Source organism: Arthrobacter sp. YAF34 (assembly GCF_052113245.1).
Lineage (GTDB): Bacteria > Actinomycetota > Actinomycetes > Actinomycetales > Micrococcaceae > Arthrobacter.
In genome coordinates this window covers 69600-95277 of record NZ_JBFRCV010000015.1, presented here as the reverse complement: position 1 = coordinate 95277, position 25678 = coordinate 69600, and the positions used below count along the sequence as shown (strand labels likewise).

The 25678-nt window shown below is 67.1% G+C and carries 20 protein-coding genes and 1 pseudogene; 7 read left to right on the top strand and 14 right to left on the bottom strand.

From position 1 onward, the window contains the following. Positions 1 to 9: 9 nt before the first annotated feature. The 4 genes and pseudogenes from AB4Y72_RS17430 to AB4Y72_RS17415 all read right to left on the bottom strand — a co-directional run bounded on the left by AB4Y72_RS17430 (position 10) and on the right by AB4Y72_RS17415 (position 4103). A pseudogene (locus AB4Y72_RS17430) lies at positions 10 to 509 on the bottom strand (DUF456 domain-containing protein). 86 nt (positions 510 to 595) lie between these two features. Beyond that, on the bottom strand, positions 596 to 1807 hold the full coding sequence (locus AB4Y72_RS17425; RefSeq protein WP_441427393.1) for an NAD(P)-dependent malic enzyme: 1212 nt from the start codon (positions 1805 to 1807) through the stop codon (positions 596 to 598). Positions 1808 to 2097: 290 nt separating this feature from the next. Further along, positions 2098 to 2655: a helix-turn-helix domain-containing protein gene (locus AB4Y72_RS17420; protein ID WP_441427392.1), complete on the bottom strand. Its 558-nt coding sequence runs from the start codon at positions 2653 to 2655 to the stop codon at positions 2098 to 2100. Positions 2656 to 2837: 182 nt separating this feature from the next. Next, complete coding sequence (locus tag AB4Y72_RS17415) at positions 2838 to 4103, bottom strand: MFS transporter (RefSeq protein ID WP_441427391.1); 1266 nt, start codon at positions 4101 to 4103, stop codon at positions 2838 to 2840. Between the two features lie 95 nt (positions 4104 to 4198). Here AB4Y72_RS17415 and rraA point away from each other — a divergent pair, with 95 nt between their 5' ends. From rraA to AB4Y72_RS17400, 3 genes are all read left to right on the top strand, one after another. Continuing rightward, positions 4199 to 4723 carry a ribonuclease E activity regulator RraA gene (gene rraA / locus AB4Y72_RS17410; RefSeq protein ID WP_441427390.1) on the top strand — a complete coding sequence of 175 codons (525 nt, stop codon included), beginning with the start codon at positions 4199 to 4201 and terminating at the stop codon, positions 4721 to 4723. Between the two features lie 103 nt (positions 4724 to 4826). Then, the gene (locus AB4Y72_RS17405; RefSeq protein ID WP_441427389.1) at positions 4827 to 6485 is read left to right on the top strand and encodes an MDR family MFS transporter; all 1659 of its coding nucleotides are present in this window, start codon (positions 4827 to 4829) and stop codon (positions 6483 to 6485) included. Positions 6486 to 6768: 283 nt separating this feature from the next. Further along, positions 6769 to 8232 carry a sugar porter family MFS transporter gene (locus tag AB4Y72_RS17400; RefSeq protein ID WP_441427388.1) on the top strand — a complete coding sequence of 488 codons (1464 nt, stop codon included), beginning with the start codon at positions 6769 to 6771 and terminating at the stop codon, positions 8230 to 8232. Between the two features lie 72 nt (positions 8233 to 8304). Here AB4Y72_RS17400 and AB4Y72_RS17395 read toward each other — a convergent pair whose 3' ends face one another. The 5 genes from AB4Y72_RS17395 to AB4Y72_RS17375 form a co-directional block, all read right to left on the bottom strand. Beyond that, on the bottom strand, positions 8305 to 9531 hold the full coding sequence (locus AB4Y72_RS17395) for an MFS transporter (RefSeq protein ID WP_441427387.1): 1227 nt from the start codon (positions 9529 to 9531) through the stop codon (positions 8305 to 8307). A 35-nt stretch (positions 9532 to 9566) separates the two neighbouring features. Beyond that, positions 9567 to 10052: a MarR family winged helix-turn-helix transcriptional regulator gene (locus AB4Y72_RS17390; protein ID WP_441427386.1), complete on the bottom strand. Its 486-nt coding sequence runs from the start codon at positions 10050 to 10052 to the stop codon at positions 9567 to 9569. A gap of 215 nt (positions 10053 to 10267) precedes the next feature. Continuing rightward, positions 10268 to 11416, bottom strand: a complete 1149-nt coding sequence (locus AB4Y72_RS17385; protein WP_441427385.1) for a mannitol-1-phosphate 5-dehydrogenase — start codon at positions 11414 to 11416, stop codon at positions 10268 to 10270. Then, on the bottom strand, positions 11416 to 13401 hold the full coding sequence (locus AB4Y72_RS17380) for a PTS mannitol transporter subunit IICBA (protein ID WP_441427384.1): 1986 nt from the start codon (positions 13399 to 13401) through the stop codon (positions 11416 to 11418). Before AB4Y72_RS17380 ends, AB4Y72_RS17385 begins: the two co-directional genes overlap by 1 nt. Before the next feature lie 58 nt (positions 13402 to 13459). Beyond that, positions 13460 to 14188: a TetR/AcrR family transcriptional regulator gene (locus tag AB4Y72_RS17375; protein WP_441427383.1), complete on the bottom strand. Its 729-nt coding sequence runs from the start codon at positions 14186 to 14188 to the stop codon at positions 13460 to 13462. A gap of 184 nt (positions 14189 to 14372) precedes the next feature. On the opposite strand from AB4Y72_RS17375, the gene ptsP reads away from it, so the two are divergent. The 3 genes from ptsP (at position 14373) to AB4Y72_RS17360 (ending at position 16889) form a co-directional block, all read left to right on the top strand. Continuing rightward, entirely contained in the window at positions 14373 to 16058 is a 1686-nt protein-coding gene (ptsP, locus tag AB4Y72_RS17370) for a phosphoenolpyruvate--protein phosphotransferase (protein ID WP_441427382.1), read from the top strand. Between the two features lie 52 nt (positions 16059 to 16110). Continuing rightward, positions 16111 to 16530 (top strand): helix-turn-helix domain-containing protein, encoded by a 420-nt coding sequence (locus tag AB4Y72_RS17365; RefSeq protein WP_441427381.1) that lies wholly within the window; start codon positions 16111 to 16113, stop codon positions 16528 to 16530. Between the two features lie 104 nt (positions 16531 to 16634). After that, on the top strand, positions 16635 to 16889 hold the full coding sequence (locus AB4Y72_RS17360; RefSeq protein WP_441427380.1) for a hypothetical protein: 255 nt from the start codon (positions 16635 to 16637) through the stop codon (positions 16887 to 16889). A 4-nt stretch (positions 16890 to 16893) separates the two neighbouring features. Here the strand turns inward: AB4Y72_RS17360 and AB4Y72_RS17355 are convergent, their stop codons facing one another. Beyond that, complete coding sequence (locus AB4Y72_RS17355) at positions 16894 to 18114, bottom strand: PucR family transcriptional regulator (protein ID WP_441427379.1); 1221 nt, start codon at positions 18112 to 18114, stop codon at positions 16894 to 16896. A gap of 244 nt (positions 18115 to 18358) precedes the next feature. Here AB4Y72_RS17355 and ald point away from each other — a divergent pair, with 244 nt between their 5' ends. Continuing rightward, positions 18359 to 19477, top strand: coding sequence for an alanine dehydrogenase (gene ald, locus AB4Y72_RS17350; RefSeq protein WP_441427378.1), 1119 nt, complete (start codon positions 18359 to 18361; stop codon positions 19475 to 19477). Between the two features lie 99 nt (positions 19478 to 19576). Here ald and AB4Y72_RS17345 read toward each other — a convergent pair whose 3' ends face one another. The 4 genes from AB4Y72_RS17345 to AB4Y72_RS17330 all read right to left on the bottom strand — a co-directional run bounded on the left by AB4Y72_RS17345 (position 19577) and on the right by AB4Y72_RS17330 (position 25677). Continuing rightward, positions 19577 to 20641, bottom strand: coding sequence for a Gfo/Idh/MocA family protein (locus tag AB4Y72_RS17345; RefSeq protein WP_441427377.1), 1065 nt, complete (start codon positions 20639 to 20641; stop codon positions 19577 to 19579). A 131-nt stretch (positions 20642 to 20772) separates the two neighbouring features. Then, positions 20773 to 22470, bottom strand: coding sequence for an ABC transporter family substrate-binding protein (locus tag AB4Y72_RS17340; protein WP_441427419.1), 1698 nt, complete (start codon positions 22468 to 22470; stop codon positions 20773 to 20775). 61 nt (positions 22471 to 22531) lie between these two features. Then, the gene (locus AB4Y72_RS17335; RefSeq protein WP_441427376.1) at positions 22532 to 24706 is read right to left on the bottom strand and encodes a dipeptide ABC transporter ATP-binding protein; all 2175 of its coding nucleotides are present in this window, start codon (positions 24704 to 24706) and stop codon (positions 22532 to 22534) included. Further along, positions 24703 to 25677, bottom strand: coding sequence for an ABC transporter permease (locus AB4Y72_RS17330; protein WP_441427375.1), 975 nt, complete (start codon positions 25675 to 25677; stop codon positions 24703 to 24705). Before AB4Y72_RS17330 ends, AB4Y72_RS17335 begins: the two co-directional genes overlap by 4 nt. Position 25678 lies beyond the last annotated feature (1 nt).

The following is a 25678-nucleotide window of genomic DNA, read 5'->3' as shown; positions in this document are numbered from 1 at the left end:
GGGGCGCTGCTAGGCGGCCGAGGCCACCCAGAGGCCGATCACCCAGGTACTCGCGGCGAGGCACGCGAGGCCGAATTCCGCGATCATGCCTAGTCCGGTGGCCTTCACCGCGGCCCAGCTGGAGGTCACTGCGGTGCTGAACGCCCGCGTGCGCTGCAGCTCGCTGAGCAGGAGTCCGGCAGCGAAGCCGACCAAGAGCCCCACCACGGGGATGATGAACATCCCGGCCACGCCCAGCACCAGCCCCGCCGCGACGGACCGGCTTGGGATGCTGTGCTGCTTGAGTTTCCGGCCGGTCATTACGGCGCCGGCGGCCATGCCGGCCAGGAGGAACACCATGCCAATTCCGAAGACCACCCAGCCCGTGGCTCCTGCACCGCCCCACAGCGCCAAGCAAGCAGGCCCAGCCCGATCAGGATGCTGCCGGGAAGGACGGGGATGATGGTCCCGGCCACACCCACCAGAATGGCGACGCCGCAGAGCACGGTCACGACGGTCTCGGGGTTCATGGCCCCAGTCTAGGCCGGGAATGTACGGCGGCGGCGGCGCTCCCCCCAAAGAAGCGCCGCCGCCGTGTACCGCAGAGTGCGCGGGCCTACTCGGCTTCGGCCGCCGCGGCGACCGCCGCGGAGACCGCCGGGGCCACCCGGGGGTCCAGCGGGCTGGGCACGATGTAGTCAGCCGAAAGTTCGTCCTCGGCCAGTTCGGCGATGGCCCGGGCCGCGGCCAGCTTCATGGCCGGCGTGATCCGGCGGGCGCCGGCGTCGAGGGCGCCGCGGAAGATGCCGGGGAAGGCCAGGACGTTGTTGATCTGGTTCGGGAAGTCGCTGCGGCCGGTGGCGACCACTGCGGCGTACTTGCTGGCGACCTCCGGCAGGACTTCCGGGTCCGGGTTGGACAGGGCGAACACGATCGAACTGTGGTTCATCAGCTTCAAGTGCTCCTCGTCCAGCTTGGAGGAGGAGACACCGACGAACACGTCGGCGCCGAGCAGCGCTTCGCCCGGTCCGCCGGTCACCCCGCGCGGGTTGCTGCGCGCGGCGAGTTGGGCCTTCTTGCTGGCCGGATCGGCGGCAATGTCAGCGCGGTCCTTGCTGATGGTGCCGCGGGAGTCCAGGAGGACGACGTCGCTGATTCCGGCCGTCAGCAGGATTTCGGCGACGGCGATCCCGGCCGCCCCGGCACCGGAGACCACCACGCGCAGGCTTCCGAGCGTCCGGCCGGTCACCTTGGCGGCGTTGGTCAGGGCGGCGAGGACCACGACGGCGGTGCCGTGCTGGTCATCGTGCATGACCGGGCAGTCCAGGGCCTCAATGAGTTTTTCCTCGAGTTCGAAGCAGCGGGGCGCGGCGATGTCCTCGAGGTTGACGGCGCCGAAGCTGGGGCGCAGCCGGACGAGCGTCTCGACGATAGCGTCGACGTCGGTCGTGTTGAGGACCAACGGGATGGAGTCCAGCTCTCCGAAGGCCTTGAACAGCGCGGACTTGCCCTCCATCACGGGCAGCGAGGCGCTGGCGCCGATGTTGCCCAGGCCCAGCACGGCCGTGCCGTCGCTGACGACAACCACCAGGCGCTGGGCCCACGTGAGCGTCTTGGCGAGCTCGGGATTGGCGTGGATGGCCCGGCTGACCTGGGCGACACCGGGCGTGTAGGCGATGGAGAGGTCACGCTTGCTGGCGAGCGGGACGCTGCTGGAAATCGAAAGCTTGCCGCCCTGGTGGGATGCGAAAATTTCCTCGTCGCTGAGCGCGGCAACCGCCTCAGCCGGGGAAGTGGAATCGGCGGGAATGATCGTTTCAATGGACACGTCGTTGTCTCCTTGGACTCACCGTGGGCGCACGGCTCTTGGAAGCTCGAGCATGAGGATGCTCAAGTTGGTCTGGCGGGGGCGCCGGCGGCGACCAGAGGTGGCGGTCGCCGAAGGTGCCCCGGAGTTGCTGGCATCAGCCGCCTCCGGTCCAGCAATCGTAAACAGGGGGCCGTGCCGGTTTTTCCGGGCAGGAGAGGGAAAACCCCTGGGTGAAACGTTTCCCCACGTCACGAAGTGACCCAGATCACTCGCGTAGCCGGGTTTTCGGCCTCATTGGTCTAGACCGGTTACGCGGCCTGCCGGGCGCGCTGCAGGAGCGAACAGGCCTTCTTGAGGTCCTCCTCGGCTTCGAAGAGGGACAGCCTGCGGCACCGGACGGCCTGGACCAGGCCGGTCACCGTCAGCAGCAGGACCCGGGCGACGGCAGCATCCCCGCACGCCGCCGTCACGGCCTTCTCGGCCGTCGCGTCGATTTCGCGGAGCAGCCGGGTGGTGTCGGTGTCCTTGACGTAGACCGCCCGGTTCAGGCACTGCTCCACGGCCGGCTGCATGAGGCGCATATGGAAGATCTCCATCACCACGCCCGCGAGGGCCTGGGCGGCAACCTTTCCCTCGGCCGGCGAGCTCCCCGCGAGCAGCTCGCCCAGCTGCTTGCGGTACAGCGCCAGGACCAGCTGGGTGGCCGAGGGGAAGTAGCGGTACAGCGTCCCCAGCGGAACATCCGCCTTGGCCGCCACTTCGGAAAGGACCACGGAGTCCAGGCCCTTGCGGGCAAACCCGGCGGCTTCTTCCAGGATCCGCACATAGCGGAGCCGTTGGCGGGGCAGGGTGGGAGGAGGGGCCATCGGTGGAAGATCTGAGTGAAAGTCAGGCATCAGCAGCGTTCCGGGGTCGTTTTTCTCGGCAGCGGGGAGCGTTCCGCCCACAGCGCTGCCGCGGCAATTGCCGTCCACTATACGCCACGGAACCGGGCGTCCCGCCAGTCAAACGGGGGCGGACGGGGGCGCCGGAACGAGACGGGCCGGGCTCAGTCCACACCCTTGATTTTCACCACGAACACGGCACCGAGAAGCCCGATCACGGCCGCCGCAACGTACAGCGCAACGTAGCCGCCCCACAGAGTCACGAAGGGAAACGCGATGAGCGGCGCGAGCACTTGCGGCAGCGAGTTGGCGATGTTGATGACGCCGAGATCCTTGCCCCGGTTGAGGGCCGTGGGAAGCACCTCCGTGATGAGGGCAAAGTCGACCGCAAGGTAGCAGCCGAAGCCGATCCCCAGCACAGACGCCCCGATCAGGGCCCCGGTCCAGGTCGGCGCGAAGGCAAGAATGAGCGAGGCCGCGGCGATCACGGCGGAGGAAATGATGACGAGCGGCTTCCGGCGGCCCAGGCGATCGCTCAGCCGGCCGCCGACGACGCTGGTGATGATCACCATGACCGCGTACAGGCCCGTCAGGATCAGCACGCCGAACTCGGGTTCGATGCCTTGGGTTTCGCGGACCCGGACGGCGTCGTTGAGGAAGAACAGCAGGTACAGGGTGATCATGTGGTTGCCGATGTTCACCAGCAGGCGCGTCAGCCAGGCCCAGGCAAAATCCGGGTGGCGGACCGGGGATATCCAAAAGCCCCGCAGAAAGCTGGCCGCGCTCAGGGGCGGACGCGCCTGCGCGGGCAGCGGGACGTCGTCGTTCTTGACGTAATAGAGCACGACGCCGGCGAGCAGCGCGGCCGCGCCGACGAGGTACCCCGCGACGAAGTTTCCGGCGACGGTGGCGGCGATCACCGCACCGGCAAGGATTCCCGCTGTCTGGCCCATTGCGGCGAGTCCCCCGACCGTGCCGCGCTGGGGCACGGGCACCCTGTCCGGGATCGCCGCGGTGATGGCCGCGTAGGCGCCGTTGCAGCCGGCCTGGACCAGGCACCAGAGCAGCGTCATCACGGCGACACTCGGGGCGCCCGCCAGCGCGATCAGCGCCGCGGCGCCCAGTACGGCGCCGAACAGCACCCACGGCACCCGGCGGCCCCGGCGCGAGGTGGTCCGGTCACTGAACGCCCCGAAGAGGGGGTTGGCGACGAGGGAGACGGCCGCCCCCGCCCCCGTCACGAGCGCCAGGATGGCTTCCTTGTCCGGTTCGCTGAAGGCTGCCGCCTGCTGACCCAGGAGAACTTGGAGGGGACCGAAGAACGCCGCGTTGATACCGACGTTGACCATGACCACCCCGGCGGTCCAGACGGGCCGGACACGGCGCTCGGGCTCGGCGAGGGCCGGCGCGGTGGTATCGGACATGCTCATGGCTCCCCCTGGAACTGATGATCAAGCGTATGTATCAGTGCGGTGCCAGACTACCGGGACTCGGCGGATCCGTTCGGAATGTGCGAGTCTCGGGGATGACCCTTCCGCCACCTGACCCCTCAGCCACAAAAGAAGGAGCTCCCGTGACCGCCTCCGCCGTCAATACCGCAGACCTTTACGATGAGCGCGGCTCGGAGCTCGACTCCGTGTCCCTGCAGTTCCAGTCCCTGGGCGGCCGCACCCACTTCAGCGGCCCGGTGCGGACCATCCAGTGCTTCGAGGACAACGCGCTGGTCAAGTCCGTGCTGGCCACGGCCGGCCGCGGCTCCGTCCTGGTGGTCGACGGCGGCGGCTCCCTCCGCTCGGCGCTGATGGGGGACATGATTGCGGCGAGCGCCGTCGCGAACGGCTGGGCCGGCGTCGTCATCAATGGCGCCATCCGGGACCGGCTTGCCGTCGCGGCGCTGCCGTTGGGAGTCAAGGCGCTGGGCAGCAACCCGCGCAAGAGCCCCAAGGAAGGCGCCGGGGCAATCGACGTGCCGCTGGAGATCGACGGCGTCACCATCCGTCCCGGCGCGATGATCTGGTGCGATCCGGACGGGATCCTCGTGGAACGCTGAGGACTTTGTTCTCCGGACGGTAGAAGCGGGAACAAATGAACCAGTAACATAGTTACTGAAAGCAACTATTAGCTTAATCCCCCCACTTCCCCTTGGAGCAGTCATGTCCAAAACCACCTCCGTGCGCGCCGCGGGAGAGGTCCTGACCCATCGTCAGACCATCACCGTCATGGTCGGACTCATGCTCGGCATGTTCCTGTCATCGCTGGACCAGACGATCGTGTCCACCTCGATCTATACGATCGCCAACGACCTCGACGGCTTGTCGCTGCAGGCCTGGGCCACCACGGCCTACCTGATCACCTCCACGGTGAGCACGCCGCTCTACGGCAAGCTCAGCGACATCTTCGGACGCCGCCCGCTGTACCTCATCGCCATCCTGATCTTCCTCGCCGGCTCGCTGTACGCCGGCTCGGTCCACTCCATGACCGAACTCGCAATCGCCCGCGGCATCCAGGGCATGGGCGCCGGCGGCCTCCTGGCCCTCGCCCTGACCATCATCGGCGACATCGTGGCGCTCAAGGACCGCGCCAAGTACCAGGGCTACTTCATGTCGGTCTTCGGCGTCTCCTCGGTGCTGGGCCCGGTGATCGGCGGCGCCTTCGCAGGCACCGAGACCATCCTCGGAATCGACGGCTGGCGCTGGGTGTTCCTCATCAACATCCCGATCGGCCTCGCGGCCCTCGCCGTGGTGTTCATGTACCTGCACCTGCCCGCCAAGCACGTCAAGCAGAAGATCGACTACTGGGGAGCCGCGGCCATCACGCTGGCGATCGTTCCCCTCCTCCTCGTCGCCGAGCAGGGCCGCAGCTGGGGCTGGAGCTCCACCAACTCCTACATCTGCTACGGGCTGGGCGTCGTGGGCATCATCGCGTTCCTGCTGGCCGAACGGCATGCGGCCGACTACGCGCTGATCCCGCTGCGGCTGTTCCGGAACACCACTTTCGGCCTGTCCTCGCTGTTGAACTTCATCATCGGCATTGGCATGTTCGGCGCCATCGCCATGCTTCCCATGTACCTGCAGCTGGTCAAGGGCCTGACCCCCACCGAGGCCGGCCTCATGATGATCACCTTCACGGTGGGCATCCTCACCGGCTCCATCACGGCCGGCCGGACCATTTCCGCGTCGGGCACGTACCGGATCTTCCCGATCCTGGGCACCGCGGTCCTGACCGCGGCCGCCATCGTCATGGGCCTCTCGCTTGGCGTCGACACGCCGCTGTGGGTCCCGGGCGTCATCGCGGTCTTCTTCGGCCTCGGCCTGGGCTTCTGCATGCAGCCGCTGACGCTGGCCATGCAGGTCTCCGTTCCCTCGAAGGACATGGGCGTGGGCACCTCCTCCGCCGCGTTCTTCCGCTCCATGGGCGGCGCCGTTGGAACGGCCGTGTTCATCTCGATGCTCTTCAGCCTCGCCGCGGACAAAATCGCCACCGGCATGAAGGACGCCGTGCAGAACGCGGACTACCTCAAGGTGCTCAAGGATCCCGCCGTGGCCGCCGACCCGGCCAACGCCAAGCTGTACGACTTCTTTAAGAACGGCGCCAGCAACGACTCGCTGAACGACACCAGCTGGCTGCACACCGCCAACCCGACGCTGACCCGCCCCATCATCGAGGGCTTCGCGCAGTCGATCGACGCCGTCATGCTCACGGCCGCCGTACTCACCGGCATCGCCTTCCTGATCACCTTCGCCCTGCCGAACAAGAAGCTCACCGACCCGAAGACGATCGCCCGGGAAAGTGCCGCGGCCGCGGCCCACTAAGAACCCGCCCACTCCGCGTCACGGCAGGCAGTCTTTTGGACTGCCTGCCGTTGCTGTCTGCCGCAAAACCGGACTCCGGGGAGGGGCCCGACGTCGAAAGTCTGTTCCGCGTGACGCCGTCGGCTCCGCGACGGGGCGCCTGCTTTGCGGCCGTTGGCGGCCGCCCAACAGAGTGTAAGTTTTCTCTCACTTTCCGGCCCTGTGACAAACGCCGCACTGCGTCCGGTGTAAGACTGGGTAGTTGCGGCGCAGGCCGTGGACCACGAATTGCCGAGGGAGCCATATGACCATCACCCAGGACCAAACCACCGCCAAGATCCCCCAACGGGTGATCTGGCTTGCAGTGGCGGGCGCTATCGGCGGCTTCCTCTTCGGCTTCGACTCGTCGGTGGTTAACGGCGCCGTGGACGCCATCAAGGACGAGTTCGCCCTCAGCGAGGCCGTGACCGGCTTCGCCGTGGCCGTCGCGTTGCTCGGTTGCGCGGCGGGCGCCTACCTCGCCGGCAAGGTGGCCGACCGCTTCGGCCGGATCCCGGCCATGAAGCTGGGCGCCCTGCTGTTCCTGGTCAGCGCCATCGGCACCGGCTTCTCCTTCGGCGTCTGGGACCTGATCTTCTGGCGCCTGATCGGCGGCCTGGGCATTGGCCTCGCCTCCGTGATTGCACCGGCCTACATCTCCGAAATTTCGCCGCGGCACGTCCGCGGACGCCTGGCCTCACTCCAGCAGCTCGCCATCACCACCGGCATCTTTGCCGCACTGCTCTCCGACGCCATCTTCGCCACCACCGCAGGCGGCGCCGGCCAGGACCTGTGGTTCGGCCTGGAGGCCTGGCGCTGGATGTTCATGGCGGCCGCCGTCCCCGCCGTCGTGTACGGCGTGATTGCCTTCACCCTGCCGGAGTCCCCGCGTTTCCTGGTGTTCAAGGGCAAGGATGAGGAGGCCCTCAAGGTCTTCCAGTCCATTGCCCCGAACGAGGACAGCGACCGCCACCTGCGCGAGATCAAAAAGGCCATCGAGGAGGACAAGCTCGCCGGGCAGAAGGGGTCCCTGCGCGGCAAGGCGCTCGGCCTGAAGCCGGTTGTCTGGGTCGGCATCATCCTCTCCGTGCTCCAGCAGTTCGTCGGCATCAACGTGATCTTCTACTACTCCACCACCCTGTGGAAGGCCGTGGGATTCCAGGAAAAGGACTCCCTCACCATCTCCGTAGCCACCGCCATCACGAACATCCTGGTGACCCTGGTGGCGATCGCCCTCGTGGACCGGATCGGACGCCGTCCCATCCTGCTCTCGGGCTCCATCGGCATGGCGCTCTCGCTGGGCACCATGGCCCTGGCGTTCGGATCGGCCACTGGCTCCGGCGACGCCATTACCCTGCCGGGCGCCTGGGGCCCGGCCGCGCTCGTGGCCGCGAACGTCTTTGTCATCAGCTTCGGCGCCTCCTGGGGCCCGTTGGTGTGGGTGCTGCTGGGCGAGATCTTCCCGTCCCGGATCCGCGCCAGGGCCCTGGGGCTGGCCGCCGCCGCGCAGTGGATCGCCAACTTCGCCATCACCTTGAGCTTCCCCGTGATGGCCGCGGCCTCGCTGCCCCTGACGTACGCCATGTACGCGCTGTTCGCCGCGGCGTCGTTCTTCTTTGTCATGTTCAAGGTGCCCGAAACCAACGGCATGTCGCTGGAGCAGGCCGAGACACTGTTCGTGCCGAAGGGATCCGCGAAGGATCCGGCCAAGGATTCCGTCAGGGCCTGACCCGGCACCTGGAAGTAGTAACAGAAACGCCCATGTTCCGCGGAACATGGGCGTTTCTGTTGATTCGGCTCGTTAGACCACGTGTGGCTCGTGCGCCGCCAGGTAACGGCGACCGCCGAAGACGACGGCAATCGCGATCACCATGGCCAGCGCGCCGGCGAAGAAGGGCACCTGCGGGCCGAAGTGCTCGCCCAGCTGGGCGGCGGCAAACGGCGCCAGGGCACCGCCCATCCAGCGCACAAAGTTGTAACCCGCGGAGGCCACCGGCCGCGGCGAATCGGAAACCCCCATGGCCAGCTCGGTGTACACCGTGTTGTTGATGCCCAGGAGCGCCCCGGAAATGACGACGAGAACCACGACGGCGGGCACCGAGTGCCCGGCGGCGAGACCCAGTCCCACCAGGTCCAGCATCAGCAGGGCCAGCGTGCCGGTGAGGACCCGGACCGCCCCGAAGCGGTTCTGCAGCACGGGTGCGGCAAAGACCGAGAACACGGCCACGGCGACACCCCAGCCGAAGAACACCCCGCCGATCCCGTAGGCGTCCATGCCGAGGATGAAGGGCGTGAAGGCCAGGACCGTGAAGAAGCCGTAGTTGTAGAACAGGCCGCTGGCCGCCGTCGTCCTGAGTCCCTTGTGGCCCAGGGCCAGCAGCGGGTCCCGGAGCCGGACCTTGCGTTCCGGCAGCGGGGTCTTGGGCAGCAGCGCAATGAGCGCGATGAACGCGGCGGCCATGAGCACGGCGGTGCCGAAGAACGGCGCGCGCCACTGCCAGCCGCCCAGCAGGGCGCCCAGGAGCGGGCCGAGGGAAATGCCCAGGCCGAGGGCGGCCTCGTACAGGATGATCGCCGTCCCGGCGCCGCCGCTCGCGACACCGACAATCACGGCCAGCGCCGTGGCCACGAACAAGGCATTGCCCAGGCCCCAGCCGGCCCGGAAGCCGATAAGCTCAGCCACACTGCCCGACGTGCCGGAGAGCGAGGCGAACACAACGATCACGGCCAACCCGATCAGCAGTGTTCGCTTCCCGCCGATCCGGGACGAGACATAGCCGGTGATCAGCATGGCGACGGCGGTGACCAGGAAATAGCTCGTGAAGAGCAGCGACACCTGGCTCGGCGAGGCGTCGAGGTTTTTCGCGATCGCCGGCAGGATGGGGTCCACCAGGCCGATGCCCATGAAGGCGAAGACGGCAGCGAGGGCCGTCGCCCACACCGCCTTGGGCTGTTTGAGTAGTGAGGTCTTCTCGGCCTCGAGGGTAACTTCGGCTGCCGACAGGGTGTCGACGGACTGGCCGTGCATGGGGCACTCCTAAATGGGGGAATTTCGGTTGAGTATCAGGCCTGAAGCGTCGCGTTGATCCTGCTGATGACCGGAAGGGCGGCCGCGAGGGCCGCGCGGTCATCGTCCGGAAGGGACGAGAGGATGCCTGCCATCACGGCGTTGCGGCGTTCGTTGGCGGATTCGACGGCGGCGCGGCCGGCCTCGGTGAGCCTCACCCGGACGGCGCGCGAGTCGTCCGGATCCGGCTCCCGGCGGGCGAGGCCGGCGCGCTCAAGCTTGATGATCTGCTCGGTGGCGCTGGGCACTTTGACGCCGAGGTTCCGGGCGATTTCACCCACCCGCACTCCGGTCGCGGAGGCGCCATCGTCTAGGGAACCGGGCCCGGCGTCCATCAGCATCTTGAGGGTGCTGAGCTGGGCGGCACTGAGTTCGCCGTCGGCATCCAGGCGCCGGACCAGGTAGATGCTGTGGCGCAGGGCCTCACGGAAGTCCTGCGCGAGGGCGAGGAGGCCGGGATCAACTGGTTCACTGGCGTTCATAGTTAGGTAGCCTAACAGTTAGGCACCCTAATGGTCAATAGCCAGACCCTCCCTCACTTTTCGCGTCAAAAACACAGACCCTCCCTCACCAGAAGTGAGGGAGGGTCTGTGTCGGACCATCAGCTGAGGGAGCGTCACCGAAAAACCCGCGCGACCTGAGGGAGCGTCACCGAAAAACCCGCGCGACCTGAGGGAGCGTCGTAGGGCTGGGGCGGTTAGACGACGGCCTTGGCTTCCTCAATGAGGGAGGAGACGGCGGCGAAGAGCGGGTGGTCCGGCGCCAGTCCGGTGATCTTCTCCGTGGCCTCGCCCGGCGTGGACGCGGACAGGATTTTCGCGAGCTCCACGGCCTCGGCGTCGGCCGGATCGTTGAAGCGCAGGGCCGCGGCGATCGCCCCGAGCAGCGCTTCCGGGACAATCCCGCGTTCGGCCAGTTCAGCGGCCGGACCGATGAAGCGTTCGTGACGGCTGAGTTTTCGCAGCGGCGCACGTCCCACCCGGTTGACGGTATCCGGCAGGTGCGGGTTGGAGAACCGGCCCAGAATCTTCTCCACGTAGGCTTCCTGCTCCGCACGGTTGAAGCCGTGCTTGGCCACCAGGAGCTCCTTGGTTTCGTCCAGGACGGCCCGCACGTCGGCGGCGACATCCTGATCGGCCATGGCCTCGGAAATCTTGCGCAGGCCGGCCTCAAAACCAAAGTAGGCCGCTGCCGCGTGGCCGGTGTTCACGGTGAACAGCTTCCGCTCGATGTATGGCGCCAAATTGTCCACAAACGTCGCGCCCGGGATCACCGGCTGCTTCCCGGCGAACGGCGTACGGTCGATCACCCACTCATAGAACGTCTCCACCGTGACGTCCAGGCCCTGCCCGGCTTCCTGGTTGGGCACAATCCGGTCCACCGCCGTGTTGGCAAAAACGGCGGCGGCGTCCAAGGCTCCGGCGGCCGGATCCCACTGGGCGGCCACCTCGGACTTCAGGATGTCGGTTGCATTGATGGCGTTTTCACACGCCATCACCTGCAGCGGCGCCAGCCCCGTCGGCCGGGCCGCGATTCCCTTGGCGATCACGGGCGCCACGAACTTCAGGATGTGCGGGCCCACGGCGGTGGTGACGATGTCCGCCGTCGCGATTTCCGCGACGACGTCGGACTCCTGGGTTCCGGAGTTCAGCGCGCGGAAGTTATCGACGGTACGGACGGCGGGGACGTCTCCGACTTCGTGGACCTGATAGCTGTCCGCGGCGGCCAGCTGGGTGATGAGGGCGTCCGCGACGTCGGCGAACACCACCTCGTACCCCGCTTCGTGCAGCAGCAGGCCCACGAATCCGCGGCCGATGTTTCCGGCTCCGAAATGAACAGCCTTCACTAGGAGTTGACCTTTCCGAAGAGGGCCAGCACTTCATCAACCGTGGTGGCCGCCTCAAGCTGCGCCACCTGTGCCTTGTTGGTGAAGACCTTGGCGATGGAGGACAGGATGTGCAGGTGTTCGTTGTTGACGCCGGCCACGCCGACCACGAACTTCACTTCCTTGCCGTTCCAGTCGATGCCGTTCGGGTAGCGGATCACCGAGACCGCGGACTTCATGATGTGGTCTTTCGCGGCGTTGGTGCCGTGCGGGATGGCGAGGTAGCTGCCCATGTAGGTGGAGACGGATTCCTCGCGCTCGTGCATGGCGTCCAGGTAGCCGGTGTCGACGGCGCCGCGGTCCAGCAGGAGCTGCCCGGCCTCGTCGATCGCGGCGTCCCGGGTGGTTGCGGCGCCGTTGAGGACAACACTCTCGGCCACCAGGATGCCCGCGGGACCGGCTTCTTCCGCGGGAACCTCTGCCTGCGCTTCCGGCGTGGCACCGGCGGCGGGGGCCACGTCTGCGGCGCCCGCCTCAGGAGTCTCTCCCCCGTCCGTGTTGCTGACCCTGACCAGCTCAACGATTTCGTCATAGCGAGGGCTGTTCATGAAGTTGTCCACGGACACATGCACGGCGCTGGCGGTCGCGGGCTTAGCCCGCTCGGTCAGGTCCTGGTGCGTGATGACGACGTCGTAGGAGTCGCTGAGGTTGGCGATGGCGGAGTTGGTGACCTTGACCTCCGGGAACCCGGCGGCCTTGATCTTGTTGCGGAGCACCGAGGCGCCCATCGCGCTGGAACCCATACCGGCGTCGCACGCAAAAACGATGTTCTTGATCGGGGTCGCGAGGACAGCGACGCCGCTGGCGCCGACGCCCTCACCGATCAGCGCGGAGGAAACCGAGCTCTTCTTGCCCTTCAGGGCCTCCATCTTGTGGGTGGCCTGGTCGAGGTCGTCTTCCGCGGTTGCCTTGCTGGCTTTGAGGATCACCGAGCCGATCAGGAAGGACACCGTGGTGGCGAAGAGCACGGAGAGCGTCACGCCGACGTAGCTGTCGCGGGCGGTTGCGGCGTAGACCGCGAGGATGCTGCCCGGGGCGGCCGGGGACCGGAGGCCGGCGCCGGTGACCACCAGGGTGAAGATGCCGGTCATGCCGCCGCCGATTGCGGCGAAGATCATCATCGGCTTCATCAGGACGTACGGGAAGTAGATCTCATGGATGCCGCCGACAAACTGGATCACGGCCGCGCCCGGCGCAGATGCCTTGGCCAGGCCCTTGCCGAAAAAGCTGTAGGCGAGCAGGATGCCGAAGCCCGGACCGGGATTGGCTTCGAGCAGGAACAGGATGGACTTGCCCTGCTCAAGCGCCTGCTGGGTGCCCAATGGGGTGAGGATGCCATGGTTGACGGCGTTATTGAGGAACAGGACCTTGGCGGGCTCGATGAAGATGCTGGTGAAGGGCAGCAGGCCGTTCCCAACCAGCCATTCGACCACGGCGCTGGCGCCGTTGCTGAACGCCTTCACCACCGGACCGACTATCATCATGCCGACGACCGCCATGATGGCGGCCAGAATGCCGGCCGAGAAGTTGTCGATCAGCATCTCGAAGCCGGGCTTGACGCGGCCTTCCCAGATTTTGTCGACCTTCATCATGAGCCAGCCCGTGAGAGGGCCCAGAATCATGGCGCCGATGAACATGGGGATGTCGGTACCGACGATCACGCCCATCGTGGCCACAGCACCCACCACGCCGCCACGGACGCCGTAGACCATGCGGCCGCCGGTGTAGCCGATCAGAAGCGGGAGCAGGTACGTGATGATCGGCCCGACCAGTTTGGCGAGCTCTGAATTGGGGAAGAAGCCTGCCGGGATGAAGAGCGCCGTGATGAAGCCCCACGCGATGAAGGCGCCGATGTTGGGCATGATCATTCCGGACAAGAACGTCCCGAATTTCTGGACGTGCACCCGCATGCTGGTGCGGGGTTTCTCAACTGTCTCTGTTGCCATGTGAGTTCCTAACCGTCGTTCCCGCTGCTTTGCAGGATGGTCCGATAATTTCGCCGAGCTAGCTGGTGGAGCTGGTGGAGATCCGGTGAAGCCATTCGAGGAAGAGCTTGAGTTCGGAGCTGGAGAGCTGGTCCGAGTGGGAGGCCTGAAGTGCTGCGTTCAATGCGATGGCAGCCACAACCACCGAGGATTTCCCGGTGTCGCCGGAATCGTTGTTCCGGGCCTGTTCCGCGGAAACCGCAAAGATCATGGCGTCGCGGGTCATGGCGGACAGCTCGAGATTGCGCTCGGGCACCTTTTCCGCGATCAGCATGAGGGTCACACCCACGTTGGCGGCCAGGATGGACCGGGCCGCCTCCCTGGGCGGGACGTTGAGCTGTCCGGAGACAGCCGCCTTATTGAGCATCTCCTCCATGAGGGCCTCGGCGTCGGCGACGATCGCCGGCCGGCTCTCAGGGCGAATATTGCCGAACATGACGAGATACAGTTCCGGCTGCTTCAGCCCGAACTGCACGTGGTTGTCCCACATCCTCCGGATGTCCTCCAGCGGCTGGCCAGAGGGCGCGAAATCGCGTTCGCCAGCGACATATTCCTCAAAACCTGCTGCGACGACGGCGTCGAACAGCCCTTCCTTGTCGCCAAAGTGGTGGTACAGGGTCGGTGCCGTGACACCGGCCAGCTGAGTAATCTGGCGGGTTGACACCGCGGATCCGCCGGAGTTGGCCAGGAGCTCGGCGGCCGCACGCAGCAGCCGGGCCTTGGGTGGTAGCTGGCCATCGATACTCATAACCGCTACCCTAGCACCTATAGCAACGCTATATGAACTGCATCACATACAATTTTTGCAGATGCCGTGATCCGCCGCTGACGCAGCCGTCAGCCGCAGGCACAAGGGATCAGCAGGATCAGCTGTGGCATCTGGTTTACCGGCTTAGTGGCCACTGGCCTACGACAGAGAATGAGGACCTTCAGTGCAGAACTTCCCAGGAGTAGGCGTCAGCCCCGGCCGCATCATCGGTACCGTCCGGCAGATGCCCAAACCGATCAGCGAACCGCCCGCCGGAGAGCAGCTGCCCGCCGACGTCACGGCGGAAGACGCGACGGCGGCGCTGAAGGCTGCCGCGAAGGCGGTCCACGACGAACTCAAGGCGCGTGCCGAAACGGTCAGCGGGGACGGCAAGGCTGTCCTCGAGGCCACCGCCCTCATGGCCACCGACACCATGCTGCTCAAAGCCGCCGCCAAACTGATCGGCCGTGGGACTTCCGGGCAGCGGGCGATCTGGGAAGCCGGCGCCTCGGTCTCGGAAATGCTGCATAACCTGGGCGGCTACATGGCCGAGCGCGCCACCGATGTCCTCGATGTCCGGGCACGGATCGTGGCGGAACTGCGCGGAGTCCCCGCGCCGGGCATTCCCGTTTCCGCGACTCCGTTCATCCTCATCGCCGAGGACCTCGCCCCGGCGGACACCGCCACCCTGGATCCGGAGAAGATCCTGGCCCTTGTCACCGCCGGCGGCGGCCCGCAGTCCCACACCGCCATCATCGCCCGTTCGCTGGGCCTGCCGGCGGTGGTCGCCGCCGTCGGCGTCGACGAGCTCGCCGACGGCACCGAAGTGTACGTGGACGGTGCGGCCGGCCTCATCACGGCCGAACCGGAGGAGTCCCAGCGGGCGGCCGCTGCCCACTGGGCCGCCACCGCATCACTGCTTTCCGCCTTTGACGGAACGGGCACGACGGCGGACGGCCACCTCGTCCCGCTCCTCGCCAACGTCGGTGGCGCCAAGGACGCCGTGGCGGCGGCCGGCCTGAACGCCCAGGGCGTGGGGCTGTTCCGCACCGAGTTCTGCTTCCTGGAGCGGGACACCGAACCGACCGTCGAGGAACAGGCCGCCGCCTACAAGGGCGTCTTCGACGCTTTCCCGGGCAAGAAAGTGGTCCTCCGCACGCTCGATGCGGGCGCGGACAAGCCGCTGCCGTTCCTGACCGACGCCACCGAACCCAACCCTGCCCTGGGCGTCCGCGGCTATCGGACCGATTTCACGACGCCGGGCGTCCTGGAGCGTCAGCTGCAGGCGATCGCCCTGGCCGAGAACGCGTCCGAGGCCGACGTCTGGGTGATGGCCCCGATGATCTCCACGGCCGAGGAAGCCGCCCGCTTTGCCTCGCTGTGCGCCGCCGCCGGGATCAAGACCCCCGGCGTCATGGTGGAGGTCCCGTCGGCCGCCCTGACGGCAGAGGCCATCCTCCGCGAAGTCGGCTTCGCAAGCCTGGGCACCAACGACCTCACCCAGTACGCCATGGCCGCGGACCGGCAGCTCGGCCCGCTGGCCGCCCTGAACACCCCCTGGCAGCCGGCCGTGCTGAGGCTTGTGGGCTTGACCGTGGAAGGCTCGGCGGCCGAGGGCCACAATAAGCCCGTCGGCGTGTGCGGCGAAGCCGCGGCGGACCCTGCCCTCGCCGTCGTCCTCACAGGCCTCGGCGTCACCACGCTGTCCATGACGGCGCGTTCGATCGCGGCCGTGGCCACGGTGCTGAAGACCGTCACCCTGGCCGAGGCGCAGGAGCTGGCCAAGCTGGCTCTGTCCGCGCCCAGCGCCACGGAGGCCCGGGCTTGGGTCAGGGCCAAGCTGCCGGTCCTGGAGGACCTCGGACTGTAACGTTGGGTCCGTCGGCCGGTTCGCCGACGGACCCACCCGCTAGGATGCACCCATGGCACTCATTGCACCCCGGGTGACGGCCGGCCTCCCGTCCGAGGACTCGCAGAAACTCAAGTACGCCCTCGACGGCGGCCACGACATCACGGTGTTCGTGGACGGCACCGTCCACCGCCTGCCGCCCGAGGCGAGGGACGCCGTCGTCGATCTGCTGGGCCGGTTCAGCCGCGGCGAGGCCGTCACTGTCAGCAGCGTCGAGGAAATGTTGACGACCTCCCGTGCCGCGGAACTGGCGGGGATCTCGCACACGTATCTGCGCAACATGACCGACCGCGGCGAGATCCCGGTGGAATACCGCGGGACGCACCGAAGAATCCGGCTGGCCGACATCATGGCCTGGCTCGACACGCAGAAGAAGCCCGGCCCGGACGCGGTTACGCAGGCCGGCCAGGATGACGACCCAGCGGCTTCATAAACAGGCGCTTCATAAAGAGGCGCTTCGTGAAGCGGTGACGAGGATCAAGCGGCGATCGCGCTCCGGCGCCGGATCGCGGAGAGGGCGCGGGTTAAACTTCAATGGTGGGTAAATTCAGAGGATGGCACATCCTGGCCGGCCTGGCCGCCATGCTGCTCGCCGGCATCCTCGGAACCGCCATGGGCCTGAACAACACCGCCACCGTCATGGCCAGCGGCGTCGCATTCGTGGCGGTGTCGCTCTGGATGGAAAGCCGGATTTCCCGCCGCCGGAGCGCCTCGCGCCGGCTCGACGCCGACCGTGCCGGCCAGGGCGCCGGACCGGCCCTCGACGCCGACGCCTCCAAGCACGAGGGTTAAGAGGCTAGATCCGCGGCCGGGCCGCCCAGCGCCGGGCCTTGAGGGCAGCATGCAGCTCCAGCCGCGCCATTCCTTTTAACGGGTCCACGCCCAGCACCTGCCGGATCCGGCCGAGCCGGTTGTAGATGCTGCTCCGGTGGAGGTGCAGCTTGGTCGCGACCTCCTGGACCGAGCCGTCGTTGTCGTAAAACAGCTCCAGCACGGGCAGCAGCTCGTGGTTGCGGTCGTGGTCCTCAAGGATCCGGAAATACACCGAGCCCGCGTCCGCCCACGCGCCCGCCCCGCCACCGGCTGAGGCCAGAAGCTGGTAGACCCCGGTGGCCCGGCAGTCGACGAGTTCGCCCAGTTGCGGATCCACCGCCGCTGCCTGGGCCGCCTGCCGCGCCTGCCGGTAGGCCTCGGCGAGTTCGCGCGGCTTGGCGAACCCCTCGCTCGTGCCCAGGATGATCCGCCGGACCGTGCGCCCTGAGCGCTTGGCGAGTTCCAGCTGATAATGAACCAGCACCTGGGCATGGTCCGCCCGTCCGGTGGACTCCTTGAAGAGCACCACCGCGTGGGACTCCGTGCCGGCGCTGAACAGTGCGGCGTCCACGCCGATGGTGGCCTGCAGTGCCGCGGAGCGGTGGATGAGGGTATCGGCGATGGGATCCGATCCCCCCGCCCAGCCGTCCGCGTCCAGGATGGTCACCAGCTGCCATGGCCCCTTGCCCTGGACTTCCTTCCAGCCAGCAAGGGCCGCCACCGCGTTGGCCTCGCCGGCGCAGGCGGCCAGGAACTCCTGTTCGCGACGGCGGCGGAACTCGGACTCGGCCGTGTTGGAATCCAGCAGCAGGGAGGACAGTTCTTCGAGTTCCCGCGCCACGTCCGGCAGCTGGGCGAGCACGGACGCACCGCTTGGTTCTTCGGCGTCGAGCTGGACCCACAGGTACCCCACCCGGAAGCCCCGCACCAGCAGCGGCACGCATATGCGGCCCAGCATGCCGAGGTCTGCGTTCGCCGGCACGACAACCGGCCGGACCGCCGTGGCAATTCCGTGCGAGAGCTGCCAGGCGATGACATCCACCGGGACGCGCTTGCTGAGCAGGAAGTTCACCCGGACGCGGTCTGCCTGCGACTGGTTGGAGCTGTAGGCGAGGAGCAGACCGTCGAGGTCTTCGAGGGAGAGACCCCGGCCGAGCCGCTGCGCCACCTGCTCCACGAGCTGCTCCACGTCCTGCTGCTGCATCCTGCCAGACTACTGCCCCGGCCCGCCGCCCTGCGAATGCGCCGCGAACGGACACGAGCCGACACCTGACGCCCGCCCGTGCGACAAATGTCTATCCCCGGATTTGGAAAACCCCGGAATGACGCGGCCGACGCCGCACCCCCGGGCACCGCACCTGTCGCCTGCCTCACAACCGGATCTATTCTGGAAGTACGAATCCCCCGCTCATCCAGGCCCCTGAGGCCGCCATCACTGGAGCCAACAAATGATCATCGGTGTCCCCAAAGAGATCAAGAACAACGAGTTCCGCGTCGCCATCACGGCAGCGGGAGTCCACGAATTCCGCACCCACGGCCATGCAGTCCTCGTCGAGCGCGGCGCGGGCCTGGGCTCGGGCATCACGGACGAGGAATACGCGATCGCCGGCGCCGAGATTGTCAGCGAGGCCGACGACGTCTGGGCCCGCGCCGACATGGTCATGAAGGTCAAGGAGCCGGTCAAGGCCGAATACCACCGCTTCCGCAAGGGCCTGATCATCTTCACCTACCTGCACCTGGCCGCCGAGCCGGAACTGACCCAGGAACTGATCAACAGCGGCGTCACCGCGATCGCCTACGAGACCGTCCAGGAAGGCCGGACGCTTCCGCTGCTGGCCCCGATGTCCGAGGTCGCCGGCCGGCTCTCCGTCCAGGTGGGCGCCACCTCCCTGATGGCCCCGGCGGGCGGCAAGGGTGTGCTGCTCGGCGGCGTCCCCGGCGTCCGCCCGGCCAAGGTTGTTGTCCTCGGCGCCGGCGTTGCCGGCACCAACGCCGCGGCCATGGCCCTGGGCCTGGGTGCCGACGTCACCATTCTGGACATCAACATCAACCGCCTCCGGGAACTGGACGCCCAGTACCAGGGCCGCCTGAAGACGGTCGCGTCCAACTCCTACGAGATCGAAAAGTCGGTCGTCGACGCCGACCTCGTGATCGGCTCCGTCCTGATCCCCGGCGCCAAGGCCCCCAAGCTCGTCACCAACGAGCTCGTCTCGCGGATGAAGCCCGGCTCCGTGCTGGTGGACATCGCCGTGGACCAGGGCGGCTGCTTCGAGGACACCCACCCCACCACCCACCAGGAACCGACGTACAAGGTCCACAACACGATCTTCTACTGCGTGGCCAACATGCCGGGCGCCGTTCCGAACACGTCCACCTACGCGCTGACCAACGTCACCCTGCGCTACGCCGTCTCGCTGGCGAACCTCGGCGTCAAGGCCGCGTTCGAGCGCGATGCCGCCCTGGCCGCCGGCCTGAACATCGCCGGTGGCAAGGTCGCCCACCGCTCGGTCTCCGAGGCGCACAACCTGCCCCTCGTTGCCGACTGGCACGAGCTGGTCCCCGCGTAGCCAGCCCCGCGTAACCAACACATCTCCGTGTAGGCAGCACTTCGTCGGCTGCTCCGTCACCGCCCTTTTGGGGGCCGGTGGGGAGCAGCCGATGGCTGTTTAAGCCCGTTCGGCCAGCGACCGGGCCTGCCCGATGAGCCGCAGCACCTCGACCGGACCGGCGGGGTCGACCGGCACGGGCAGCGCCGAGGCGACGCCGCCGTCGGCGATCTTGGCCGCCAGGATCCGGTAAAACTCCGGGTAGGCGCCCCGCTGGGTGGGCAGCCGGTCCAGGTGCCCGTCACGTCCCAGCAGCCCGGCCCAGTCGGGGTCCTCGACGCCGTAGCCCGCGTCGAGCGGACTGCCGCCGGCCACAATGTAAGGCTCCTGCGGGTCCACGCCATGCTTGGTGAAGCCGCCCTCGCCGCCCAGGATGCGGTAGCGGGGACCCTGCTGGGCGCAGAGCATGTTCATCCAGAGATGGCTGATCACCCCGGAGCCGTGCCGCAGGACCACGAAGACGTCGTCGTCCACCCGCTGCCCCGGCCGCCTGGTCGCCAGTTCCGCGTGCGTGACCGCGGCAGGTCCGAAGAGCTGCACCGCCTGGTCCAGCAGGTGGGTGCCGAGGTCAAACAGCACCCCGCCGCCGTCGTCCGCCGTCGCGGCTGCCTTCCACGCCTTGGGAACCTCGGGCGCCCACCGCTCAAACCGCGACTCAAACCGGGTCACCGTGCCCAGGACGCCGCTCTCCAGCAGCCCGCGGACCGTGAGGAAGTCGCCGTCCCAACGCCGGTTCTGGAAGACCGTGAGCACCCGGCCCAGCCGCGCGGCGAGGTCGATGAGTTCCTGCCCCTCGGCGCTGCGCACGGCGAAGGGCTTGTCGACGACGACGTCGAGCCCGGCTTCCAGCGCGGCTTTCGCGAGCGGATAGTGGGTGGCGGGCGGTGTGCCGAGCACCAGCAGGTCCAGCTCGCCGGCCAGTTCCAGGATCCGGTCCGGGGTGTCGACGATCCTGGCCGCCGGGTAGCTGGACGCGGCGGCGGACTTCCTGCCGGGGTCGGACGTGGAGATGGCATCCAGCGAATAGGACGGGTTCGCGGCGATGAAGGGGGCGTGGAAGACGCTGCCCGAGAGGCCGAAGCCGGCGACGGCGGTGCGGACGGGCCGGGATGAATCGTTGGTCATGGTGCCTAGGCTACCGGCTGGTCCTGCCGATTGGACCCGGCCGTTAAGCCCGCGAGGCCGGCGCCGCCCGGATGCTTCCAGGGGCGCCGGCCTCGGCCGTGCTGCTTGTCAGTGCTTGGTGCTTGGCAGGACTAACTCTTCTGCCAGCCGACGACGCTCCAGTCCGGGGTCTGGAACAGGGCTGCACCGTAGTTGGCAAGGCCCGTGCGGGCGAAGTAGATCTGCGGGCCGTTCATGACGACGCCCATGGAGAAGTACTTCTCCATGTGCTTCTTCTCGACGTCCATGGCGGCCTTGTTGCGCTGGGCGTCGTCCTGGATGGAGGCGAGGTCCTTGATGGCCTTGTCCAGTTCGGCGTCGCCGAGTTTGTTCTCGTTGGTCGCGGAGTCGTAGTACTGCTTCACGGCGCCGGTCGCGTCGGCGCCGACCGAGTAGCCGCTGATGGTGAGCTGGAAGTCGCGGCTGCCAACCACCTTGCCGAAGTCGGCATCGCCGCGCTGGTCAATGCCGACCTCCATGCCGGCCGCCTGCAGCTGCTTCTGCAGCGTCTGGACGGTGGCGAGGGCGGTGGGGTCGTCACCGAAGTTGGTGATCTTGAACGACGCCGGGACACCGTTCTTTTCCATGATGCCCTTGGCGTTGGCCGTGTAGCCGGCGTCGGTGAGGACCTTCTTGGCGGCGTCAGCGCCGGTTTCCTTTACCGGGTAGTTGTCCTGGTAGTACTTCGAGAACGGCATCAGCATCATCGACCCCGAGCTGTTCTCCTCCCAGTTCAGGCCGCCGAAACGGACCGCGCGGATGGCGGGACGGTCGACGGCGGTGAAGATCGCCTTGCGGACTGCCACGTCGGTGAGCGGTGCCTTCAGGGCGTTCAGGTTCAGGCCGCCCGCGAAGAGGCGCTGACCGCGGCGGACCTCGGAGTTCTTGGTGCCTTCAAGCTGCTTGTACTTCGTCAGCGTGCGGCCGTCGGCCATATCGATCTCGCCGTTCTTGAAAGCGGCGATCTCGGCGCTTGCCTCCAGCTGGCGGAAGATCACCTTGTCCAGGACCGGCTTGTCGCCCCACCACTTGTCGTTCGGAACCATCGAAACGGTTTTCGCCGCGGAGTCGTACTTGTCGACCTTGAACGGGCCGGCCATCCACTCCGGATGCATGTCCCCGGTGAAGCCGGTGTTGAACAGCTCCGGGGTGTTGACGGCCTGCGGGATGAAACCGCCGAACATGTCACTAAGCGGGTATACCGGCTGGGTGGTGGTCACAACGACTTCCTTGTCGCTGCTTCCGGCCTTGACGGAGTCGATGAACTCGTAGGCCCCGGACGTGACGATGTCGATGTCCTTGTTCTTGCCGTTGAGCATCTTCCACGTGTTTTCGAACGTGGAGGCGTTGATCGGGGTGCCGTTGTTGTAGGCGGCCTTGGGGTTGATCTTGATGGTGATAGTCTGCTTGCCGTTTTTGATTTCGCTCTTGAAGTCTTCGCAGAAGTTCTTGTTGAGGCTGGCGGTTCCGGCGAAATCGAGCTTCCAGCAGCCGACGTAGCCGGCCTCGTCGATCGGGTAGTGCAGCTCGGTGTTGTCCGCGGAGTTGCCCGCGTTGGAGAAGCCGTTGAAGTCCGGTCCGATGTTTCCCAGGGGCAGCGTCACGGTGCCGCCCTGCTTCAAGTCGCCGGCCTGCTTCGCGTTGACGCTGACGAGCTTGCTGAGGTCGCCGGAGGCGTCCTGTGCCTTGGCGCTCTCGGCAGTGGTGGAGGCGCCACCGCCGCCGCACGCGGTCAGCGCGAGCGCGGCCACGACGGCGGTGATGCCGCCGATCTTGGTCCGATTCTTCATCATGATCCCCTTCATTTGCTTCATGCGAGTGTGCTGCTTGGGTGGTCTCGTGTGGTGCGGCTCAGATGGCCTCGTGGACAACCAGCATGTCCGCGTCCAGCTCGCCGTCCGGGTAGAAGCAGGCGAACTGCTGGTCGGCGGCCGCCGGCTCCAATTCCAGGGTCGGTTCCAGGGTCAGGCATTTCTCCTGCCTGGCCGGCGGCAACGCCGCGAACACGGGACAGCGGGTGGCGAAGTTGCAGCCGGTCGGGGCCTCCAACGGAGAGGGCAGGTCGCCCTGGAGGATGATCCGTTCGCGGGTGCGCTCCACTTCCGGGTCCGGAACCGGGATCGCGGAGAGCAGGGCCCGGGTGTAGGGGTGGCGCGGGTTGTCGAACACGGCGTCGACGTCTCCGATTTCCACGATCTTGCCCAGGTACATGACTGCCACGCGGTTGGAGATGTGCCGGACCACGGAGAGGTCGTGCGCCACCATGAGGTAACTCAGGCCGAGTTCGGCGCGGAGTGAGTCCAGGAGGTTGATGACGCCGGCCTGCACCGAGACGTCCAGGGCGGAGACGGGTTCGTCCAGGACCACCAGCCGGGGGTTCACGGCGAGGGCACGGGCAATGCCGATGCGCTGGCGCTGACCGCCGGAGAACTGGTTGGGGAAGCGGTTGACGTGGTCTGCCTGCAGGCCCACGAGCTCCATGAGCTCCATGATCCGCTTCCGGATGGCCGGCTTGGGCAGGCCCAGGTTCTCCATCGGCTCGGCCAGGACCTCGTAGACGGTGAAGCGCGGGTCCAGGGCGCCGGTGGGATCCTGGAACACCATCTGCAGTTCCTTGCGCATGGCACCCTTGGTCCGGGCGTCGGCGGCCTGCTTGTTGCTCAGCCCGCCAATGACCACCTCGCCGTCCTGGTCCTTGTGGAATTCCATGATTTCCAGCAGGGTGGTGGTCTTTCCGCAGCCGGACTCCCCCACGATGGAGAAGCACTCCCCCTCGCGGATGTCGAAGCTCAGCCCGTCCACGGCCTTCACGGTGCCGATCCTGCGCTTGAGCAGGGCGCCCTTCATAAGGGGGAAGTGCTTCTTGACGTCCCGCAGTTCCAGGACAGTCTTGCGCTCGTGCCGCGGCAGGCGGTCAAAGCGGGAGACCGGAACGGCCGGGGCGGCGAAGACGGCGTGGGCGTCGACGTCGGCGAGGGCTTCGCTCTTGATGCACGCGGCGCTGTGTCCCGTGCCCGGGGCCACCTCCAGGAGGTCCGGTTCGCCGTCGAGGCACGCCTCGACGGCCAGCGGGCAACGCGGCGCGAAGGAGCAGCCGGTGGGCATGGTGGTCAGGTTCGGGGGCATGCCGTCGATCGGCACCAGCGAGGTCTTTTCGGCGATGTCGACGCGCGGTACCGCGCCGAGCAGGCCCATCGTGTAGGGCATCCGCGGGTTGTAGTAGATGTCGTCGACGCTGCCGGTCTCCACCGGCCTGCCGGCGTACATCACCATGATGTCGTCCGCCATGCCGGCGACGACGCCGAGGTCGTGCGTGATCATCACGACGGCGGCGCCGGTCTCCTCCTGCGCGGCGTGCAGCACCTCGAGGACCTGCGCCTGGATCGTGACGTCCAGTGCCGTCGTCGGCTCATCGGCGATCAGCACCCGGGGGTCGTTGGCGATCGCGATGGCGATCATGACGCGCTGGCGCATGCCGCCGGAGAACTCGTGCGGGAAGGCCTTGAGCCGGTCCTTCGGGCTGGGGATGCCGACCAGGCCCAGGAGTTCGACGGCGCGGGCCTCCTTGGCCTGCTTGCTCATGGTCGGGTTGTGGACTGTCAGGGCCTCGATGATCTGGGTGCCGACCGTGTACACGGGGGTCAGGGAGGACAGCGGATCCTGGAACACCATGGCGAGGTCGTTGCCCCGGTACTGGCACATGGCCTTGTCGCTGAGCCCCAGCAGTTCCTTGCCGTTGAGCCGGACGGAACCGCTGATCTCCGCCGTCGGGGGCAACAGGCCCATGATCGCCATGGATGTGACCGATTTGCCGGAGCCGGACTCACCGACGATGCCGAGCGTCTTGCCGGGCATCACATCGAAGTCGACGCCGCGGACCGCGTGCACCACGCCGTTTTCTGTGTTGAAGCGCACGTTGAGGTCCCGGACGGACAGAACCGCGTCGGTAGGGGCGTGCAGCCCGGCGCCGCGGAGGCGCGCGGCGGTGCTTTGGGTGATGGTATTGGCAGTCGTATCGCTGGTCATTTGATCTTCTTCTGCGTTTTGCCGGTGCTGGCGCTGCCAATGGAGCTGGAGCTGGGGTCGAACGCGTCGCGGAGGCCATCGTTCATCATGGCCAGCGAGCCGGTCAGCAGGAACATCACGGTCAGGGGCGCCCAGAACATCCACGGGAAGGTGGAGACCTGGGAGGTGGACTGGCCGATCAGCACGCCCAGGCTCACGTCCGGGACCTTGATGCCGATGCCGATAAAGGAGAACGCCACCTCGGCGAGGATGGCGCCGGTGACCCCGCGGGTGACTTCCAGGACCAGCAGGGACCCGATGTTGGGGACCAGGTGGCGCCAGACGATCCGGCGCGGTGGGATGCCCATGTACTGCGCGGCCTTGACGAAGTCGCGCTGCATGAGGGACATCGAAAGCGAGCGGATGAGGCGTGCGGTGCCCATCCAGCTGAAGACCAGCAGGACGATGATGAGCAGCAGCCAGCTCGGGACGCTGTTTTTCAGTCCGTTGGCGCCGCCGCTCGTGGCCACCGCGACCACCAGCAGCGCCGGCATCATGATCAGGGCCTCGAGGATGAACAGCATGACCTTGTCCACCTTGCGGCCGAAGTACGCCATGGTGCAGCCGTAGACGGCGGCGATGAGCACCGAGACGAGGCCGACGACGACGCCGATCAGGATGGAGACCCGGGTGCCCTCGACGGTCAGGGCGTAGAGGTCGATCCCTGCCTGGGAGGTGCCCAGCAGGTGCTCCGCTGAGGGCGGCATGCCGATGCTGAAGGGATCGATCGTCTCCTTGTCCCAGCTGCTGAAGAAGCCGCCGATGAACGAGAACACGGTCAGGGTCAGGAAGATGGCCAGGCCGGCGACGGCGGTCCGGTTGCGCAGGAAGCGCCGCAGGATGATCCGCGACTTGCCGATCACGACGTCGTCGTTTTCGATCTTTCCTTCGTCGAGGACGGCGGCCGGGTCAATCGTGGTGAGGTTCGTCATG

What these genes read in the sequence shown, in the direction of transcription:
- AB4Y72_RS17420 (WP_441427392.1), bottom strand. Translation starts at nt 2,655, where the DNA reads ATGGCCCCTCCTCCCACCCTGCCCCGCCAACGGCTCCGCTATGTGCGG.
- AB4Y72_RS17415 (WP_441427391.1), bottom strand. Translation starts at nt 4,103, where the DNA reads ATGAGCATGTCCGATACCACCGCGCCGGCCCTCGCCGAGCCCGAGCGC.
- rraA (WP_441427390.1), top strand. Translation starts at nt 4,199, where the DNA reads ATGACCCTTCCGCCACCTGACCCCTCAGCCACAAAAGAAGGAGCTCCC.
- AB4Y72_RS17405 (WP_441427389.1), top strand. Translation starts at nt 4,827, where the DNA reads ATGTCCAAAACCACCTCCGTGCGCGCCGCGGGAGAGGTCCTGACCCAT.
- AB4Y72_RS17400 (WP_441427388.1), top strand. Translation starts at nt 6,769, where the DNA reads ATGACCATCACCCAGGACCAAACCACCGCCAAGATCCCCCAACGGGTG.
- AB4Y72_RS17395 (WP_441427387.1), bottom strand. Translation starts at nt 9,531, where the DNA reads ATGCACGGCCAGTCCGTCGACACCCTGTCGGCAGCCGAAGTTACCCTC.
- AB4Y72_RS17390 (WP_441427386.1), bottom strand. Translation starts at nt 10,052, where the DNA reads ATGAACGCCAGTGAACCAGTTGATCCCGGCCTCCTCGCCCTCGCGCAG.
- AB4Y72_RS17380 (WP_441427384.1), bottom strand. Translation starts at nt 13,401, where the DNA reads ATGGCAACAGAGACAGTTGAGAAACCCCGCACCAGCATGCGGGTGCAC.
- AB4Y72_RS17375 (WP_441427383.1), bottom strand. Translation starts at nt 14,188, where the DNA reads ATGAGTATCGATGGCCAGCTACCACCCAAGGCCCGGCTGCTGCGTGCG.
- AB4Y72_RS17365 (WP_441427381.1), top strand. Translation starts at nt 16,111, where the DNA reads ATGGCACTCATTGCACCCCGGGTGACGGCCGGCCTCCCGTCCGAGGAC.
- AB4Y72_RS17355 (WP_441427379.1), bottom strand. Translation starts at nt 18,114, where the DNA reads ATGCAGCAGCAGGACGTGGAGCAGCTCGTGGAGCAGGTGGCGCAGCGG.
- ald (WP_441427378.1), top strand. Translation starts at nt 18,359, where the DNA reads ATGATCATCGGTGTCCCCAAAGAGATCAAGAACAACGAGTTCCGCGTC.
- AB4Y72_RS17345 (WP_441427377.1), bottom strand. Translation starts at nt 20,641, where the DNA reads ATGACCAACGATTCATCCCGGCCCGTCCGCACCGCCGTCGCCGGCTTC.
- AB4Y72_RS17340 (WP_441427419.1), bottom strand. Translation starts at nt 22,470, where the DNA reads ATGAAGAATCGGACCAAGATCGGCGGCATCACCGCCGTCGTGGCCGCG.
- AB4Y72_RS17335 (WP_441427376.1), bottom strand. Translation starts at nt 24,706, where the DNA reads ATGACCAGCGATACGACTGCCAATACCATCACCCAAAGCACCGCCGCG.
- AB4Y72_RS17330 (WP_441427375.1), bottom strand. Translation starts at nt 25,677, where the DNA reads ATGACGAACCTCACCACGATTGACCCGGCCGCCGTCCTCGACGAAGGA.